The organism is Pleionea sediminis, assembly GCF_007570825.1.
Lineage (GTDB): Bacteria > Pseudomonadota > Gammaproteobacteria > Enterobacterales > Kangiellaceae > Pleionea > Pleionea sediminis.
Map to the genome: position 1 here is coordinate 447,290 of NZ_SUNB01000002.1, position 18,006 is coordinate 465,295.

The 18,006-nt window shown below is 40.7% G+C and carries 16 protein-coding genes; 7 read left to right on the forward strand and 9 right to left on the reverse strand.

From position 1 onward, the window contains the following. Positions 1–16 precede the first annotated feature (16 nt). From FAX86_RS11875 to FAX86_RS11890, 4 genes are all read right to left on the reverse strand, one after another. Entirely contained in the window at positions 17–1,057 is a 1,041-nt protein-coding gene (locus FAX86_RS11875) for a 3-deoxy-7-phosphoheptulonate synthase (protein ID WP_144393629.1), read from the reverse strand. A gap of 186 nt (positions 1,058–1,243) precedes the next feature. Next, complete coding sequence (locus tag FAX86_RS11880; protein WP_144393630.1) at positions 1,244–1,867, reverse strand: LON peptidase substrate-binding domain-containing protein; 624 nt, start codon at positions 1,865–1,867, stop codon at positions 1,244–1,246. A 10-nt stretch (positions 1,868–1,877) separates the two neighbouring features. After that, complete coding sequence (locus FAX86_RS11885) at positions 1,878–2,645, reverse strand: ABC transporter permease (protein WP_144393631.1); 768 nt, start codon at positions 2,643–2,645, stop codon at positions 1,878–1,880. Between the two features lie 9 nt (positions 2,646–2,654). After that, positions 2,655–3,575, reverse strand: a complete 921-nt coding sequence (locus FAX86_RS11890; RefSeq protein ID WP_144393632.1) for an ABC transporter ATP-binding protein — start codon at positions 3,573–3,575, stop codon at positions 2,655–2,657. Between the two features lie 218 nt (positions 3,576–3,793). Here FAX86_RS11890 and FAX86_RS11895 point away from each other — a divergent pair, with 218 nt between their 5' ends. After that, positions 3,794–5,998, forward strand: coding sequence for a putative bifunctional diguanylate cyclase/phosphodiesterase (locus FAX86_RS11895; RefSeq protein WP_144393633.1), 2,205 nt, complete (start codon positions 3,794–3,796; stop codon positions 5,996–5,998). Positions 5,999–6,069: 71 nt separating this feature from the next. On the opposite strand, the gene FAX86_RS11900 is transcribed toward FAX86_RS11895, so the two are convergent. Continuing rightward, entirely contained in the window at positions 6,070–7,056 is a 987-nt protein-coding gene (locus FAX86_RS11900) for a YhdH/YhfP family quinone oxidoreductase (RefSeq protein ID WP_144393634.1), read from the reverse strand. A 64-nt stretch (positions 7,057–7,120) separates the two neighbouring features. Next, positions 7,121–7,744 (reverse strand): alpha-ketoglutarate-dependent dioxygenase AlkB family protein, encoded by a 624-nt coding sequence (locus FAX86_RS11905; protein WP_144393635.1) that lies wholly within the window; start codon positions 7,742–7,744, stop codon positions 7,121–7,123. Between the two features lie 95 nt (positions 7,745–7,839). Here FAX86_RS11905 and FAX86_RS11910 point away from each other — a divergent pair, with 95 nt between their 5' ends. From FAX86_RS11910 to FAX86_RS11925, 4 genes are all read left to right on the forward strand, one after another. After that, entirely contained in the window at positions 7,840–8,346 is a 507-nt protein-coding gene (locus FAX86_RS11910) for a TlpA disulfide reductase family protein (protein WP_144393636.1), read from the forward strand. 187 nt (positions 8,347–8,533) lie between these two features. Next, on the forward strand, positions 8,534–10,069 hold the full coding sequence (locus FAX86_RS11915; RefSeq protein ID WP_144393637.1) for a peptide MFS transporter: 1,536 nt from the start codon (positions 8,534–8,536) through the stop codon (positions 10,067–10,069). 92 nt (positions 10,070–10,161) lie between these two features. After that, positions 10,162–11,538 carry a YfcC family protein gene (locus FAX86_RS11920; RefSeq protein WP_144393638.1) on the forward strand — a complete coding sequence of 459 codons (1,377 nt, stop codon included), beginning with the start codon at positions 10,162–10,164 and terminating at the stop codon, positions 11,536–11,538. Between the two features lie 123 nt (positions 11,539–11,661). Continuing rightward, positions 11,662–12,081 (forward strand): CBS domain-containing protein, encoded by a 420-nt coding sequence (locus FAX86_RS11925; RefSeq protein WP_144393639.1) that lies wholly within the window; start codon positions 11,662–11,664, stop codon positions 12,079–12,081. A 130-nt stretch (positions 12,082–12,211) separates the two neighbouring features. Here FAX86_RS11925 and FAX86_RS11930 read toward each other — a convergent pair whose 3' ends face one another. Continuing rightward, the gene (locus FAX86_RS11930) at positions 12,212–14,335 is read right to left on the reverse strand and encodes a M13 family metallopeptidase (protein ID WP_144393640.1); all 2,124 of its coding nucleotides are present in this window, start codon (positions 14,333–14,335) and stop codon (positions 12,212–12,214) included. 250 nt (positions 14,336–14,585) lie between these two features. Here FAX86_RS11930 and uspE point away from each other — a divergent pair, with 250 nt between their 5' ends. Both uspE and FAX86_RS11940 read left to right on the forward strand, forming a co-directional pair. Next, on the forward strand, positions 14,586–15,533 hold the full coding sequence (uspE, locus tag FAX86_RS11935; RefSeq protein ID WP_164503558.1) for a universal stress protein UspE: 948 nt from the start codon (positions 14,586–14,588) through the stop codon (positions 15,531–15,533). A gap of 44 nt (positions 15,534–15,577) precedes the next feature. After that, positions 15,578–16,534 (forward strand): universal stress protein, encoded by a 957-nt coding sequence (locus FAX86_RS11940; RefSeq protein ID WP_164503559.1) that lies wholly within the window; start codon positions 15,578–15,580, stop codon positions 16,532–16,534. Between the two features lie 4 nt (positions 16,535–16,538). Here the strand turns inward: FAX86_RS11940 and folE are convergent, their stop codons facing one another. Together folE and folM are read right to left on the reverse strand one after the other, a co-directional pair. Beyond that, the gene (gene folE, locus FAX86_RS11945) at positions 16,539–17,219 is read right to left on the reverse strand and encodes a GTP cyclohydrolase I FolE (protein WP_144393643.1); all 681 of its coding nucleotides are present in this window, start codon (positions 17,217–17,219) and stop codon (positions 16,539–16,541) included. Positions 17,220–17,278: 59 nt separating this feature from the next. Beyond that, positions 17,279–17,998, reverse strand: a complete 720-nt coding sequence (gene folM / locus FAX86_RS11950; RefSeq protein ID WP_205859185.1) for a dihydromonapterin reductase — start codon at positions 17,996–17,998, stop codon at positions 17,279–17,281. Positions 17,999–18,006 lie beyond the last annotated feature (8 nt).

Consider the following 18,006-nt stretch of genomic DNA (forward strand, 5'->3'; position numbering starts at 1 on the left):
TAATGCCTGTTAGCGCTTATAACGCATTAAAACAATGGTCCAACAATTCTTCCGTAGTTTCCCAGCCAATACAAGCATCCGTTATTGATTGCCCATAAACCAGCTGAGTTAAATCGTCATTAATGCTTTGTTGCCCTTCGGTCAGGTGACTTTCGAGCATTAAACCTAAAATGGAGCGATTACCTTGACGAATTTGTTCGACAACATTCTTAAACACCAGAGGTTGTAAGCGGAAATCCTTTTGCGAATTACCATGGCTACAATCAATAACAAATCGCGGCGTAATATTTAAGTGATGAAGCCGCTGCTCCAACATCGCGATATGGACGGAGTCATAATTCGGAAACTTACCGCCTCTTAAAATAATGTGGCTGTGTGCATTTCCTTTCGTTTCAATCAATGACACTTGACCTTCAGAATTAATCCCCAAAAAATGGTGCGGTGAAGAAGCTGATTGCATAGCATTAATAGCCACATCGATGTTGCCATCCGTGCCATTTTTAAATCCCACGGGCATCGACAACCCAGAGGCAATTTCACGATGAGTTTGCGACTCTGTGGTTCGCGCACCGATAGCCGCCCAGCTGAACAGTTCAGCAATATACTGAGGAGTAATCGGATCCAAAACTTCCGTTCCTGCCGGAAGCCCAAGGTCTGCAATCCAGGTGAGAAGCTCTCTGGCCGTTCGAAGTCCACGTTCGATATCAAAGGTATCATTAAGCTCAGGATCGTTAATCAAGCCCTTCCAGCCAACTGTCGTACGAGGTTTTTCAAAATAAACTCGCATAACAACCAACATTTTATCTTGATACTTATCGTGTAGTTTTTTCAATCGAAGTGCGTATTCTTTGGCCGATTCAATATCATGGATTGAGCATGGTCCGGCGACAACAATAACTCGTTTGTCTTTGCCTTCAAGAATCTCTCCTATTTGCTGCCGATACTGAAACACCGTTTGACGGCCTTTATCCGAAAGAGGTATCTCACTTTTGAGTTGAAGTGGCGCAGTTATAACTTGCTCACGTTTGATATTGACGTTATTCAATTGAGATTTCATAGATACTCCGGAAGACAGCAGGACAGCGCTTAACATATTTTAACTAAAATACCGAAACACATTCCCTTACAGCTAAATACCCTTTAACAGACCAGATGCAAATTGACTACAACTTGCATAAATTTGTCCGTCAAAACATCCTTTCATATATAGCAAACTTGCATTCGCCGATAAAATTACTTTTAGTTATTCTTCTTCCTGAATAGAGTCAAATAATAGTTGTTCGTACAACTCGAAACATTTCTCGAAGCCATCGTTTTCTTCCAATAAATACTGCTTAAAATCGAGTTCCAAAGGCAACAACTGTGCTAAATGGTGAACAATATACAGAGCGCTATTCAAATTAAGTTGATCAATGTCGAGCTTAACATCAGGAAGCTTTGCTAACTTGATCAACAACTCACGCAAGGGACTGACTTCTTCCGGCAGAAGAATGTCCTCAACTTCAGGCAAAATTCTATAATTCTCTGAAACACGGAGATGTTGTGCCGTCATAGAGTGATCAATAACACAAACTCGGCTTCCACCACGCACGCGAATGATTAAAACACCATCATCACTTTGATCAAAATCAACAATGTGAGCAAAACACCCTATCGGCTCAAAAACTTGCTCAGCTCCCGACTCATGCCCCTCAGTAATACAGCAGACAATAAAGGGAATTTGATGCTGCAAACAGTGGCTCACCATATCAAGATAACGCGGCTCGAAAATAATTAATTCCATTTCAGCACCGGGATACAACACGGTTTTTAATGGAAAAATTGCTCGCGTTTGTGTATTTGAATTAGATTTCGTTTGTTCCGTCAATGGAATTCTCTTAGCTTTTCAAACCCTTACCAGTATTGAGTAAATATAGCGCAAAAGAAAACATGGCGATAATAAAAAGTCCAATAATTGCAAATGCAACCGTCAAAGAAATATCCGAATACCCCAAAAATCCATAACGAAATGCGTTAACCATATACAATATTGGGTTAATTTTTGAGACGCCCTGCCAAAACTCAGGTAATAAAGTAATGGTGTAAAATACACCACCGAGATACGTAAGCGGGGTCAATATAAAAGTGGGAACAATCGAAATGTCATCAAACTTTTTAGCGTAAACCGCATTCACCAAACCACCCAACGCAAATAAAGTCGATGTCATTAAAATGACTATAAATACGACAGCAAGATTGTGAATCTGGATATCAACGAAAAACATGCTTATGAATGTTACAATAATTCCCGTTAACAAACCTCTACTGACACCTCCACCGATATACCCCAATAAGATATAAATATTAGGCACCGGAGCAACTAGCAGCTCTTCAATATGACGCTGGAATTTAGCACTAAAAAATGAGGACACAACATTCGAATATGAATTTGTGATAACCGACATCATAATTATTCCAGGCGTAATGTATGCCATGTATGAGACACCCGCCATTTCTCCAACACGGGAACCAATCAAATTGCCAAAAATGACAAAATACAATGACATCGTTATTGCTGGTGGTAACAGTGTTTGAATCCAAATACGAAAGTACCGTGTTATCTCTTTATTCAAAATACTTTGGAGAGCAATTAAATTATCTCGCATTTCGTTACCTTAACTTCCTTTATTCTCTACAATTCGCACAAACAACTCTTCTAAACGATTGGCTTTATTTCTCATACTCAGCACTTTAATACCAACCTCGTTAAGTTTTAAAAATAGAGAGTTAACGTTATCAGAGCGCATTACATCAACTTCGAGTGTGTGCTCATCAATGGAGCGAATTTCAATATTATCGATATTCGGCAGTTTTCCCTGCCACGATTCAATATCTAAAACAAAAGTTTCAACATCTAACTTGGACAAAAGCTCTTTCTTACTCGTATTCTCAATTATCTGTCCATCATCAATGATCGCAATATTGCGACAAAGACTTTCTGCCTCTTCTAAATAATGCGTTGTTAACACGATGGTTGTGCCTTGCGCATTTAATTCCGTTAAAAAATCCCACATTGATCGGCGAAGTTCAATATCAACTCCGGCTGTTGGTTCATCTAAAATTAAAAGCTTTGGTTCATGCATTAATGCTCGTGCGATCATCAACCGCCGCTTCATGCCGCCCGATAAATTTCTGGATGGTTGATCTCGCTTTTCCCACAAGCCTAATTGTTTAAGCACCACTTCAGCTCTGTTCAAAGCCTGCTTTCGTTTAATTCCATAGTATCCCGCTTGATTCACAACAATCTGTAAAGGTGACTCAAACTGAGAAAAGTTAAATTCCTGAGGCACCAACCCCAAACATTTTTTTGCTTGCGATAATTCCTTGTCTAAATCGTAGCCAAACACGGAGACAAATCCTGATGATTTATTAACCAGCGAGCTAACTATTCCTATGGTTGTCGACTTTCCCGCGCCGTTAGGGCCTAACAACGCTAAAAAGTCACCAGTTTTAACTTCTAAACTAATGCCTTTTAGCGCTTCAAAGCCATTTTTGTAGGTTTTGCGTAAATCTTTTATCGAAAGAGCAGCAGTCATAAATTATTGTTTCTACCTCAATACTTTTGTGAGAGATCGTGCCCCATCTCTCAATTTAATAAAGCAATAAGTTGTATAGTCATCATTTGTTACTATTTACTAGCGGCGCCCGTAGGCGTGCAGTTACAATAGCGCAACAAAAACAGATGCAGATTATAACAGAGATAAAATGTAAGAACTGCACTGGAAAATTTTCGTGTTTCATAAGGAAATAATTTATGCTGACTGCCGTGAGCTTAACTGCTCACTCTGCGACTGCTGGCTTGGAAATAACAAATTTTCTAAGCGTGCCTATGTTGGTTTTATCCGGCATTGCTTTATTCGCATTTTTCATGTTAGCCATCTACACGGCTCACTCACTGCGTCGTGCTCGCAATCAATTAAATGATTCTGAAAGACAATTGGCCTGGGCGTTATCAGGTAGTGGCGATAGTCTTTGGGACTGGAACATTCAAACTGGAACCGTCGTGCGTAAAGGCTTTCATTCTTTATTGGGGTACGATGAATCAGAAGTAACGGGCACACTTGCACACTTAATCGAAATGATGCACCCCGAAGACTGCGAAGAAGTACTGCGTTCAATTGCTCATCACTTTTTTGAAGATACTGATCATTTTGAAAACGAATACCGAATTTTAGATAGCAAAGGTCAATGGCGCTGGTTACTCGATCGAGGGAAAATTGTACGTCGAGACAAAAAAGGAAAACCCATTCGCGCCGCAGGTATACAAACTGATATCACTGAACGCAAACATGCAGAACAAAACCTACGTTTATCTGCTCAGGTGATTCAGAGCATGAATGAAGTCGTCGTGCTCACCGATGACCAATTGAAAGTGTGTCTTGTCAATGCCGCCTTTTCCGAATTAATGAATCTTCAGGAAGACGAAGTCATTGGAAAACCTCTGCATCAATTCTTCTCCGGTCGACACACACGTGTGTTTTACGATCAGTTGCTCTCGACAGTTAATCAGGAAAAGTATTGGCAAGGTGAGCTGTGGCAAAAGACAGCGAATAATCAGGAAATACTCACCAACACCGAAATAAAAGCACTGCAACAACCGAATCAGTCGAACGAATACTTCGTCGTAATTTTTTCAGACATTACCGCTCGTAAGCGCTCAGAAGATCGTTTATCTTTTTTGGCCAATTACGACACTCTAACCAGCCTACCTAATCGAGGCTTATTCCAGCAACGACTTATTGAGAGTATTCAAACAGAAAATAAAGGCTTTGGATTATTGTGTGTCGATGTTGACCACTTCAAACATATTAACGATTCACTGGGACACGGTATTGGTGATCAACTATTACAACGTGTTGCTATCAAACTTAAACAATTAATACCTAACAATCGAACAACAGTTGCCCGCCTTGCTGGTGACGAATTTGTACTCCTTATTCCAGAAATGGTTCAAAGAAGTCAGCTTGAACATTTTGCCCAATCACTGATTGAAGCATTCAAAGAAGCGATTGTCATTCGTAACCATGAAGTCAATATTAGCCCTAGCATTGGTATTGCACGATTTCCACAAGATGGTGCCGATGCTTTTGCATTGTTAAAAAACACTGAGAGTGCTTTACACTTTGCTAAATCAAAAGGTCGCGGCATTTTTGAATTTTTTGATGAAAATATCCAAACACAAACATTACGAAAACTAGCCGTCGGCAATCAACTACGTAAGGCGCTGGAAAGAAATGAACTTGAGTTAGTGTATCAACCCAAACTTGACTTGATACATGATCGAATTATTGGGATGGAAGCTTTGCTTCGATGGCACAATAAAGACATTGGCGCTATTGGTCCAGAAGAATTTATAGCCGTTGCAGAAGAAACGGGTCAAGTCAACGAAATTGGTAAATGGGTACTGGAGCAAGCTTGTGAACAAGCCAAAAAATGGCAATTAAGAAATTTCAACATTCCCATTTCTGTCAATATATCCGCTCGACAATTTCAAACGGATAGTTTGTTTCAAAGAGTCTCATCAATCTTGCAACAAACAGAGTTGCCACCAGAGCTTCTAGAACTCGAAATTACTGAAACCATGCTATTAGAAGATCCAGATACTGCAATCGAAACCTTATCTCAACTAAGGAACATGGGTGTTCGCATTTCGGTTGACGACTTCGGCACCGGCTATTCTTCATTGAGCTATCTGAAAAAATTGCCGATTGATGCTTTAAAAATTGACAAAGCCTTTATCCAAGATTTGGCGCAAGACAAAAACGACGAAGCAATTACTCATGCCATTATTTCTCTCGCTAAAAACTTAAAATTAAATGTTATTGCCGAGGGTGTCGAAAACGACCAACAGCTTTACTTCCTGAAAAATGCAGGCTGTCAGCAAGTTCAAGGATTCTTAATTTCTCAACCTATGTCGGCTCAAGCGACCACCATCTATTGTGATGAAAACTTGCATTAAAAAAGCTCACTAATCAGTAGTGAGCTTTTTTCATTCCTATTTAATTTTCCAATCTTAATCTTGCAAAAAAACTACTGACAATTAATAACAACACGGCCATAACGTTTGCGATCAAGTATGTCAGTAAATACAGGCGAAACATCTTTTAATGGCACTTCATCAGTAATAATAGAATCCAACGCATTGAGTTTCAGATCGCCACCGAGACGATTCCATATTTCTGTACGTAGAGGCATCGGACAATTGGTAGAGCTCACACCTAAAATGCTGACACCACGTAAAATAAATGGAAAAACCGTAGTATCAAGCTTATGACTATCGGCCAAACCAATAGACGCAATATTTCCCCAAAGATTTGTATGGGCGATTAGCTTAGCCAGTAATTCCCCTCCAACGTTATCAATGACACCACCGAAGCGTCCTTTTTCTAGGGGTTTACCTCCCAAGTTTAAATCATCAATACTGACCACTTCGTTGGCACCGAGTTGTTTCAAAAAGTCGTAATATTCTTTTCGACCAGAAACCGCTATCACTTCGTAACCTTGTGATGACAAAAGATTCACAGCAAGACTACCAACCCCTCCTGAAGCGCCCGTCACAACAATCGGTCCTTTTTCTTTCGTTTGGTTATTTTCTTGCATACGATGTAACGCTAGAGCTGCAGTAAAACCGGCTGTACCTAATGCCATCGCGCGACGAGCATCTAATCCTTCAGGCATTGGGATCACAAACTCGCGCTTAACTCGTGCCATTTGAGCTAACCCGCCATCAAACTGCTCACCGATACCACACCCATTGACTAATACCAGTTGACCGGGTTTCAAATCATCACTTTCAGAACTAACCACTTCGCCAGCAAGATCGATGCCTGCATTCAAAGGAAACGTTTTTAAGATTTTGCCTCGACCCGTTGCTCCTAAAGCGTCTTTATAATTAACACTGGAGTAATGCACTTTAATAACCACATCACCCTCAGTAAGATCATCAACATTCATTTCGACCAAGTTATGAGTTACTTGATCATTTTCATTAGTCACTCGACAGGCTAAAAAACTCATTTTGTCATTCTCTTAATCAAATTTTAATATCAGTCTACGGCGATGCGTCATGCAGTTCAACCGTTTAACTTTGCTGGTACGACCGAATATTTCGAAAGGTCAAATTGATTCGCGGCTCTAAATTTTTTTTCTGCTTAGGCACCTGGTGTTCCCAAAATTTTTGAAAGGCACCTTTCATGATCAGCAAGTTGCCTGATGCCAGTTCAAAGCGCCGCTTTTCTCGGTGATTTTCTTTTAACCGAATATCAAAATAACGCGTCGCTCCAAGAGATATCGAATAAATCGTCGGTAACTGCCCCAGCTCCGGTTCATTATCGCTATGCCATCCCATAGAATCATGACCATCGCGATACAAATTGCACAGTACGCTATTCACCGGATCCATAAATTCTTTTTCAAGTCGTTCTCTTAATTCAAGCAGTTTTTGTAGCCACGGCTGAGGTTCATGATTAACGCCCGAGTAACGATAATTTGCACCCGGATCTCCATGCCAAGCAACTTTTCTTGGGACGGCAATAGTTCGACCAAACATTGAAATTTCTTCTGATTGCCATCCAATCTCCTTTTCCAAAGCATTGAATAGATGATCGCATTCCGAATTCGATATCCAATTAGGGAAAATAATTAATTTTCCTCGCTCAGATTCAGCGATAATTGGAGACAATGAAGTATCAGAGAATAAATCCACTTAAATGCCTAAATAAATACTCATTATAAAGTTAAGTTGTAACATTCTAGATATCAGCAACTCTCATTAAATACCAATTAAAAAACGCTATTACTATGATGAAACGTCTACTTAATTTAACTTTCTTACTCATTGTTACTTTTTCAACTTTTGCCCAAGCCGAAAATTCTCAAGAGCTCCCCATCGCCAAAAACTTTTCAATCGAAACTTTAAGCGAGCAATCATTCCATCTCTCCGAGTACAAAGAGCAAACCGTTTTGATTGTTTTTTGGGCAACCTGGTGTCCGTATTGCAAAAAGTTGCTACCCGGTATCGAGCGCCTACACAACAAGTATAAGGAAGATGGTCTAAAGGTCATTGCTATCACTATTTTAGAGGACGGAGACCCCAAATCTTACATTGAAAGGCACGGTTATACATTTACCGTTGGTCTCAATGGCGACAACTTACGAAAAGACTACCGAGTTCCCGGCACGCCAACTGTCGCAATATTAACAAAAAACAACCAATGGCATGCCCACCTCAGAACTTCGGATCCTGATAGCATTGAACTGGAAAACGCGATTAGAAGCAGCCTTGGTCTCGATCCGATTAACAATTAACCAGCAAAGAAGTCCGACAAGCTCGTCGATTTTGTCCAATTTATTGAATATCTGTCGAATACATAAAATTCACGCTGCGTCAATCTTGTGTATGCCGCGCCGAACAAGGTATAAAGAGGAGTTTTGGGGCAGTCGCTGTTTTCAATAATAGCGCACAATAAATATCCTTTTCGGGAGAAAATAAATTATGACAACACACACAGAAGAAGAGGTGAAAGCTCACGCCGGCTCGGCGACACCTCCGAAAGATACCGTTCCAGGAATTCCACCAGGAGAATTCCTCGGACATCCAAAAGGTTTGTGGATGTTGTTCTCAGCAGAGTTCTGGGAACGCTTCATGTACTACGGCATGCGTGCCATTTTGGCACCATACGTTGCGATGACCTTTTTCGAACACATGGGCAAAGGCGCGGAAGCAGAAGCCAGCTTGACCTACGGTGGATATACCTCAATGGTTTATATGACCGGTATTTTGGGCGGTTACGTTGCTGACAAAATATTGGGATATCAACGGTCGATAATGCTCGGCGGAGCGATGATGGCCGCAGGTATGTTCATGCTCTTAACGCCTGACTTAACGATCTTCCTATTGGGTCTTGCCGTCCTCGTTGTTGGTAACGGTCTGTTCAAGCCAAACATTTCCGTTATGGTTGGTAACCTCTACAGCCCATCGGATTCTCGTCGAGATTCAGGTTTCACCATCTTTTACATGGGAATCAACGCAGGCGCATTAATCGCTCCTATCATTTGTGGAACCGTCGTTGGTGCGCTCTACGGCTATAAGTGGGGCTTTTTCACGGCTGGTATCGGTATGATTCTAGGTTTGATGGTGTTCCAGCTATTGAAACATTGGTTGGGTGAAGTCGGAACAGCACCAAAAGATCGCGATGGCAAAAAATCAATGATGCAGGTATTAATTGGTGCGGCTGTTTTAATCGCTCCAGTTTATATTTTATTAAGTCGCAGTGAAGTTCTTGGTGCCATACTAAGTGTTATGATGTTAGGCCTTGCAGGCTACTTTGTATACAGCGGTATAAAGAGTGGTAGCAAAGAACAACTTCATCGATATATCGCCATGCTAATTCTTTTCGTCGCGAATATGTGTTTTTGGGCTCTGTTTGAACAAGCCGGCTCATCATTAAACTTCTTTGCTCGTGACTACGTAGATATGCCAGGTAATATCGATTTCACTGTATTCCAATCAGCAAATCCCGTGTTCATACTTATTCTTGCCCCGTTATTTGCACTCTTATGGCCAAAGCTCGAAAAGTGGAATATGAATCCTTCAATTCCGAGAAAATTTGCCTTTGGTCTGCTCGGTGTCGGCGTTGGATTTTATGCGCTTGTTTTCGCCATTGACTTTATGGTTGGAGAAAATGGCCGAGTACCTTGGGAAATGCTGGCACTTTGTTATCTTATCCACACAATGGGTGAGCTTTGCCTTTCTCCGATTGGACTCTCAATGGTTACCAAGCTTGCTCTTCCGAAAGAAACCGGTTTAGCCATGGGTGGCTGGTTCCTCTCTATCGCTACAGCAAACTATGTTGCGGGTCGAATTGCAGCAATCGCCGCCAGTGGCGGTGGTGAAGGTAATGCAGCAGCGGGGTCAATTGAAGGATACTACGCCGTATTTGATCAACTCTTCTGGGGTGGATTAGTCGTTGCAATTTTCTTCTTTATTGTTGCACCTTTCATCAACAAGCTTATGCACGGTGTTAAATAACGTTCACCGATCAAAAAACCCGGCAGAATTGCCGGGTTTTTTTTTGATACAATGCGATAAAACTTAAGCTATAACAAAGTAAAAACATCACAATGAAAACACTTAAAGTTCCTCATACTCTCGTCCTACTCTTTTCCATGATGGTGTTGGCATACATTCTTACCTGGATCTTGCCCGCCGGTCAGTTTGATATGACCAAAGATGCGAAAGGACACGATATTGTTGTACCCGGCACTTATAAAGTTATCGAAGATGCCGAATCGTTACCCATTTGGGAATTGTTTACCGTAATCCCCAAAGCAATGGGCGAAGCTCAGGGCATTATTTTCTTCTTATTAATCATTGGCGGCTCAATTGCAGTTCTACGCTCTACGGGCGCTATTGATGCGCTATTAGGAAAAGTATTGAATCGCTTTTCTCATCGCCCTGCTTTGCTTCTGTTCATGAGTATGCTCTCTTTTATGGCTGGCTCGACAACCATAGGAATGGCTGAAGAATATATTCCGTTAGTACTAATTTTGATTTCGCTGTGCGTCGCTCTAAAAATGGATACAGTTTCAGCGGTAGGCTCTATGGTCATAGGTTATGGCTTAGGTTACGGAACTGCAGTTATTAATCCATTTACCGTACTTGTCGCACAAGGTGTGGCCGACATACCGCCTACGTCAGGATGGGAATACCGTTTAATTTTATTTGTCCCTTTTCTGGCCATCGGGTTTCACCATCTGTGGAAATACGCCAATAAAGTTCGCCACAACCCAGAAGCTAGTTTGGTCTACGGAATCAAAGAAGCACAGCCACCAGAGCCGACAGAATATCCCAAAATGACACCGCAGAGACTGGCAATATTGATAACGACATTTATTGCTTTAGTCGTTATTGTTTATGGAATCGCGCAATACGGTTGGTATTTTATCGAGTTAGGCGCAATTTTTGTCGTTCTTGCGATTATCACCACATTAATCAACAAAACCTCTTTGGATGAGGCTGCCAAAATATTCACTCAAGGAGCATCGGAATTAACAGGCACCGCGCTACTGATAGGTTTTGCTCGAAGCATTGAAATGCTGCTGAGTGATGGCCAAGTTTTGCATACGGTGATTAACGCACTCGCCACTCCGCTCACCAGCGTGGGAGCTGAAATATCAGCAATCGGCATGTTGTTTATCCAAAGCGTATTGAATTTCTTCATTCCGTCTGGCTCGGGACAAGCCTATGTCACAATGCCAATCATGGCACCCATTGCAGACATTGTTGGTGTATCACGACAAGTTGCGGTTCTTGCCTTTCAAATGGGTGATGGCTTTATGAATATGATTGTTCCTACCAATCCAGTTCTAATGGGAATTCTTGGAATGTGCGGCATTCCCTATAGCAAATGGTTTCGCTTTATCGGCCCACTGATGATTAAGTTATTCATTGCTGGCTCGATTGCACTGGTCATTGCCGTACTCATCGGATATAAATAACGGTATTATTTAAAATAAGATTGATAAAAATCAAAGCCCGCCTAATTAGCGGGTTTTTTTATTTGTTTTCAGAATCTGGTCGATCTATAAATACGGTAGGTCAATATTTTTTCAGAGGATATTATGTATCGAGTTGCTGACTTTATGACGGTTGATCCAGTGTGTTTAACCGATGCTCATTCTTTATTTGAGGGACGCGCAACAATGAAAGAGCACTCCATTCGTCATGTCCCCATTGTGAATGCAACAACAGAAAACTTCGAAGGTGTTTTAACCCAAAAAGCAGTACTTTCACACGCGATAGAAATAATCAACGAGCAAGGATTAGACAACCTTGAAGAATATGAGAAAAAGCAGAGCATTGCCGATATTCTGGATGAAAAAGCAATTACCGTTGCCCCAGAAACACCCTTAATCGACGCTGCAAAATTTTTTCGTAATAACCGACATGGCTGTATTGTCGTTGTCGATGAATTTAAAGTCGTCGGCATTTTAACATCGGGGGATTTTGTAAAATTTGCAATAAAAACTTTAGAACAGTAGCAGCTTTTTAAAAAGTTACTTTCTTAATTGAGATTATTCAATATAAGACTAACCATTAAGCATTTAAAAAGCCGCGAAACTTCGCGGCTTTTCTATTGCAACGCCAAATTGGTGACAAGAATAAAAGTGATTACCAAATTTTCACTCGTTCCTCTGGAGGTAGATACAATTCATCACCAGGTTTAACTTCGAATGCTGCCATAAATTCCGGCATGTTTCGAACAACACCGTTAGCCCGGTATTCACTAGGTGAATGAGGATCAACTTTAATACGACGCTTTAACTCAGTTTCACGATATTTACGCGCCCAAACTTGAGCCCATCCCATAAAGAAACGTTGTTCGCCAGAAAATCCATCAATTGCTGGAGATTGCTGTTCTCCTAACGATAAATCGTAAGCCTTATAAGCTATGGTCAAACCACCAAGATCACCGATATTCTCACCCAACGTAAATTCACCACTTAAATGAATTTCTGGTAACGGCTCGAAGCTACTGTATTGATCAATTAACTGTTGCGTTCGAGATTTAAATTCCTTTTTGTCTTCTTCCGTCCACCAGTCACGGAGAACACCATCACCGTCATAGGTCGAGCCTTGATCATCAAATCCATGCCCCATCTCATGACCAATCACAGCTCCTATACCGCCATAATTCACAGCATCATCCGCTTCCATATTAAAAAATGGTGGCTGTAAAATAGCAGCAGGGAAAACAATTTCATTCATGACGGGATTATAATAAGCATTAACTGTTTGTGGTGTCATAAACCACTCATCGCGATCAATCGGTTTACCGAGCTTGTCACGCTGCGTGTTAAAGTTGAACTCACGGGCTGCCATGTAGTTTTCAAGCAACATTCCAGGCTCAATTGTCAGAGCAGAATAATCTCGCCATTTGTCCGGATAACCAATTTTAGGTCGAAACTTACTAAGCTTATCGAGTGCTTGTTTCTTTGTCTCCTCTCCCATCCAATCCAGTTCAATAATGCTTTGTCTGTAGGCTTCTCGAAGATTTTCAACCATTTCCAACATACGTTGTTTTGCTTCTGGCTTAAAATGTTTTTTGACATAAACTTTACCGACAACTTCGCCTAACAAGTTATTGACAGCTGTGACAGCTCGCTTCCATCGAGGTTGCTGCTCTGGAGTGCCCTGCAAAATTTTGCCATAAAATGCGAAGTTTTCCTGATCGAGGGTCTCACTCATCAGTCCGGCATTACCAGAGATTAAGTGCCATTTTAGATAAGTTTTCCACTGATCCAATGCGGTGTTTTTGAATACGTCATTAAACGCAGAAAAATAAGTCGGCTGGCGAACAATAAGTTCTTTTTGCTCAGTCACACCCAAGCTTGCGAAATATCCGCTCCAGTTAAAATCTCCCGCCAAAACATCCATGCTATCGAGCGACTTTTTATTGTACGTTTTAACACTATTGCGATTATCTTCTTTATTCCAATGAATTTCAGCAATGTCTGCTTCTAAAGACATTACATCTTTGGCAAACTGCTCTCCATTCTTTAATCCGACAAGTTCAAACATCTTTGCAATGTGCTTAAGATATTCTGCACGAATGGTTTGAAAACTTTCTGTTTCATCAAAGTAATATTCTTTATTTGGTAAACCCAATCCTGACTGTGTCAAATACATGATGTATTGTGTCGGATCTTTTGCATCGTTATTGATAAAAATTGCCATTGGCGCCGAGGAACCGCGCTTGGAAACAATTGCAAAATAATCAGCAAGTTTTTCCTTTGAATCGATGGCATCAATCTCATTAAGGAATGGTTCAATGGGCTTAACGCCACGTTTATTCAAAGTTTCAGTATCTAAAACACTATTATAAAGATCACCAACTTTTTGTTCTGGTGTCCCTTTGGCTAAGTCTTTTGCTGATGCCGAAGCTTCAATAATGGCTCGCAAATCTTTTTGCGCTTGTTCAGCTAATTCAGTAAAGGTTCCGTAATTTGAGCGGTCTTCTGGAATTTCAGTATTTTTTAACCAAACACCATTAACATAACGATACAGGTCATCCTGTGGTCGAATTGATCGGTCAAAATTATCTAAAGTTAATCCAGAGTCTAAATCTGCTGCAGTATCTTCAGTCTTGTTTTGATTATCTGATTGATTAGTCACTTTTTCAGAAATGGATGAGCCTTTTGTTGCTTCAGACGCAACATCTTCTGAAGTTTTCTCTTGTCCGCAAGCGACCAAAAGTGATGCAGATACAGCGATCGACAGTAATTTTAGTTTCATAAACACCCCAAGCAATTGATTATACTAATAAAAATTTTTATATCACTATAAAATGGTTCAAGTTTGACCGATTATATACGACCCCTTCAAAATTTTGCGCCCTTAACTTGTAAATTTTTGTATCACTTTATCCATCTCCAGTCCGTTATCGAGCCATTTCATTCCCTCAATTTCATCATTAACTAAGCTGATCTACATCAATATGACACGTCCAATATACTCGCATACTGTAAACATCCCAGAGAAGAGCATGACTGACGAATCCAATGGAGCGCAACTTATGAAAACGCCTCAAAAGCTACTGGTTGTCATCACAAGAGAGAAACCTTTTCAACCAGCTTTGGACAGAGCCTTAATGTTTTCACGCGGTGGTCCAATTGAAATCACCCTATTCAGTGCGGTTTATGAACCAGCTTTGGAGCTAACCGCGATCTTGGCTTCGAATGAACGTAAACTATTACGCAATGAATACATCGGGCAAAGGCAAAAGTATCTCGAAAAATTAATAAAAGAGAAAGCTCAAGCTAATGTAGCTTTTCATCCTGTTGTCACCTGGCATAAAAAAACAGCTCAAGCTGTTGTAGAATACACTCAGGAAAATGAATTTGATTTAACCATTAAACGCATTTCCAGCGATGCCAATTCTCAAAATCCATTTGTTACCCCTGTTGATTGGCATCTACTGAGATTTTGTCACTCTCCATTACTCTTAGTTAGAGACGACAGTTGGAAAGAAGACAGCGCTATTCTAGCCGCAGTTTGCCCAACAACAGAATGCACGGAGCATCAAAAACTGAACCACGATATTATTGAATATTCTCAATATCTCGCTGAGATGTTAAAAACCGAAGCACATGTTGTAAACACGCATGTTAGTCCTGCGCTTGATGCACCCTCAGATTTCCCAAATATCGACTTAAAAAAACTTAAAAGTAAAGTAAACCAGTTTCACAACGAAAAAATGCAGGAACTTGTCGCAAAACACCCTTATGGCGATCAGCATATTCACGTAGTAGAAGGCATTCCTGAAGAAAAAATTCCCGCTCTGGCAACGCGCATTGGTGCGCAACTTGTTGTTATGGGTACCGTTGGACGAACGGGTTTAACCGCTGCCTTCATGGGAAATACTGCAGAACGAGTTCTTGCTCAACTAAACTGCGAAGTTCTGGCATTGAAACCTGATAACTTTGAGGTATAGTTTATTAACATGCCAGACTATAAAATTGACGAATGGAGTTTTTCATGACTAGCTTACGTATATTGGTGGATATAAATCCAGAGCAAAAAGATACATTATTGCTTGAAAAGCTCCAAAAGCTTGCAACGACAACAACGCTGGACGTCACTTTATTTATTTGTGATTACCAGCCAGCAATTGCATCAAACCTTATCTTACATCCAGAAAGCTTGGAGCAAGCGGTTAAGCAAATTAAAAAGCAACACCAAAGTCACCTTGAACAATTAATTGAAAAATTTAACCATAAAAATATCAATTACTCGACTCAAGTTGAATGGCACAAACCCTACTACGAATCAGTAATGAAAGCGGCAAAGTCGATGAATGCAGATCTTGTTTTTAAACAAGCAACTCATCACAACCGTTTGAAAAAAATATTTATTACTCCCGGCGACTTTCAATTATTGAAATCTTGTGAGCAACCCTTATTGTTATCAAAAGACAATCGTTGGGATAATGCCGAATGTGTGATGGCTGCTGTCGATCCCTCGCATCACCACAGCCAAGATAGCCACTTGGATGACATTATCATTCAACAAGCCAAAGAACTTGCCGAGGCTCTTTCTTTACCCTTGAAAGTTTGCCATGTGTTTGATCCCGCTGGCTGGGAAGTCGTCATGAATAGCACAGCTTCAACAGGAGTTATGGGACAATTTATCGTTTTGGATACACCAGAAGATCATCAAGCTTTAATGAAAAGAATTCGCAACGAGCATTTAGCTCAGTTAAAAATCTTAAAAGAACGCCACCAATTATCAGATGATGAAACGGTATTACTTGAGGGTTTTCCTGAAGAAGCACTAGAGCAAGCTGCCGCTCAAAATAAAGCGGCTCTGTTAGTTGTCGGTACGACTTATCGCTCTGGTTTACTAGGAAGTACAGCTGAACGCCTACTCGATGACGTCAGCTGTGATATTGTCGCGGTCAAGCCCGGTGACTTTGATGCGCTTCAAACTCACTAAAAGACTAATTTAAAAATTCTACCCGTGTTTTAGGATTTGCTTTAAAGCCACCGCCGAGAGCGGTGGTTTCGGTTTGCGAATTAGCGTCCATGATACCTCGAGCTTTAACACAGTAATGCGTTGCTTTAATAGTCACCGCAACATCTTCGGTTTCTAGCAGAGTTTGCAGAGCAATCAGGACTTGTTGAGTAAGTCTTTCTTGGACTTGAGGTCGCTGCGCAAAAAATCGAACGATTCGATTAATTTTTGAAAGTCCGATTATTTTCTCTTTCGGAATGTAAGCTACTTTAGCCAAACCATCAATCGTTACAAAATGATGTTCACAAGTACTTGTCACACTAATGTCAGAAACTTTGACCATCTCTTCGACGTTCATCTTATTTTCAATGACGGTTATTTTGGGAAAGTTTGAATAATCCAATCCACAAAAGATTTCATTGACAAACATTTTGGCGATTCGATGCGGCGTTTCAGCTAAACTATCGTCTTTCAGATCCAAACCTAATGCTTTCATAACGTCGGTCATTGAAGACTTTATTTGCGAATATTTCGCTTCATCATTAAGTGGGTTAGCAACCAACGGCGTTTCCAACCCTTGCTTGATCAAAGCATCTCGAACCCGCATTGCTTCAAAAGAAACTTCTTCCTGGTGGGTGGTTGTTTCGCCACTAACTGCTGTTTTCATCTTATTCACCATCAAATTAATAATTTTAAACTTTCTTAACTAACAAAACTTACAACTCACTAAATCAAGGAGCGTCCACCATCCAAAGAGATTGTTCTACCGGTGATGTATTTGCTTTCCATCAAAAATTGAACCGCATTAATTCCCTCCCTCTCTCCCGGACCGGGGGACAATAGGTGTTTTTCCTTTGCTCGCTCCCGATAAAACTCATCATCGTCTTCATTAAACATCATTAAAGAAGGCGCAATCGCATTTACTTTAATTTCAGGTGCGTATTTAGCAGCAAAGGATTTGGTTAAATTATCGAGCGCAGCTTTACTAGCAGCGTAAGCCAGATGTTTCTTGCTGCCTTTCTCAACAATAAAGTCGGACATATGAATAATATCAGCTCGACCGAATGACTGATAATTCGACTTTAGCTCCTCCTTTAAATGCCAATTAAGCAGGTAAGGAGCTTTTGCGTGAATTAACATTGAACGGTCGAAAATATTGGATGGACTTTCTTCTGACTGATCGGTTATCCAGTCTGATGCATTGTGAATCAACGCTCGTAGTTTAGAGTAGTGTTGCTTTAGATATCCAACCAATTCGTTGATTGAAGCATCATCAATAATATCCGCTTGAACACAGTCAACACCTCGATCTCTCAACCAATTCACTCTGTCATGCTTGGTTCGATAAGTGACGACAACTGAATGTCCGCTCTTAATAAATGACTTAGCCAGCTCGAGCCCAAACCTTTGTGCACCACCAGTAATAACAATTGGACCTTCAATCATGACTCAAG

Bases quoted from the DNA above. Each gene is read 5' to 3' on its own strand.
- FAX86_RS11875 (WP_144393629.1), bottom strand. From the start codon at position 1,057: ATGAAATCTCAATTGAATAACGTCAATATCAAACGTGAGCAAGTTATA.
- FAX86_RS11885 (WP_144393631.1), bottom strand. From the start codon at position 2,645: ATGCGAGATAATTTAATTGCTCTCCAAAGTATTTTGAATAAAGAGATA.
- FAX86_RS11890 (WP_144393632.1), bottom strand. From the start codon at position 3,575: ATGACTGCTGCTCTTTCGATAAAAGATTTACGCAAAACCTACAAAAAT.
- FAX86_RS11895 (WP_144393633.1), top strand. From the start codon at position 3,794: ATGCTGACTGCCGTGAGCTTAACTGCTCACTCTGCGACTGCTGGCTTG.
- FAX86_RS11900 (WP_144393634.1), bottom strand. From the start codon at position 7,056: ATGAGTTTTTTAGCCTGTCGAGTGACTAATGAAAATGATCAAGTAACT.
- FAX86_RS11910 (WP_144393636.1), top strand. From the start codon at position 7,840: ATGATGAAACGTCTACTTAATTTAACTTTCTTACTCATTGTTACTTTT.
- FAX86_RS11915 (WP_144393637.1), top strand. From the start codon at position 8,534: ATGACAACACACACAGAAGAAGAGGTGAAAGCTCACGCCGGCTCGGCG.
- FAX86_RS11920 (WP_144393638.1), top strand. From the start codon at position 10,162: ATGAAAACACTTAAAGTTCCTCATACTCTCGTCCTACTCTTTTCCATG.
- FAX86_RS11925 (WP_144393639.1), top strand. From the start codon at position 11,662: ATGTATCGAGTTGCTGACTTTATGACGGTTGATCCAGTGTGTTTAACC.
- FAX86_RS11930 (WP_144393640.1), bottom strand. From the start codon at position 14,335: ATGAAACTAAAATTACTGTCGATCGCTGTATCTGCATCACTTTTGGTC.
- uspE (WP_164503558.1), top strand. From the start codon at position 14,586: ATGACTGACGAATCCAATGGAGCGCAACTTATGAAAACGCCTCAAAAG.
- FAX86_RS11940 (WP_164503559.1), top strand. From the start codon at position 15,578: ATGACTAGCTTACGTATATTGGTGGATATAAATCCAGAGCAAAAAGAT.
- folE (WP_144393643.1), bottom strand. From the start codon at position 17,219: ATGAAAACAGCAGTTAGTGGCGAAACAACCACCCACCAGGAAGAAGTT.
- folM (WP_205859185.1), bottom strand. From the start codon at position 17,998: ATGATTGAAGGTCCAATTGTTATTACTGGTGGTGCACAAAGGTTTGGG.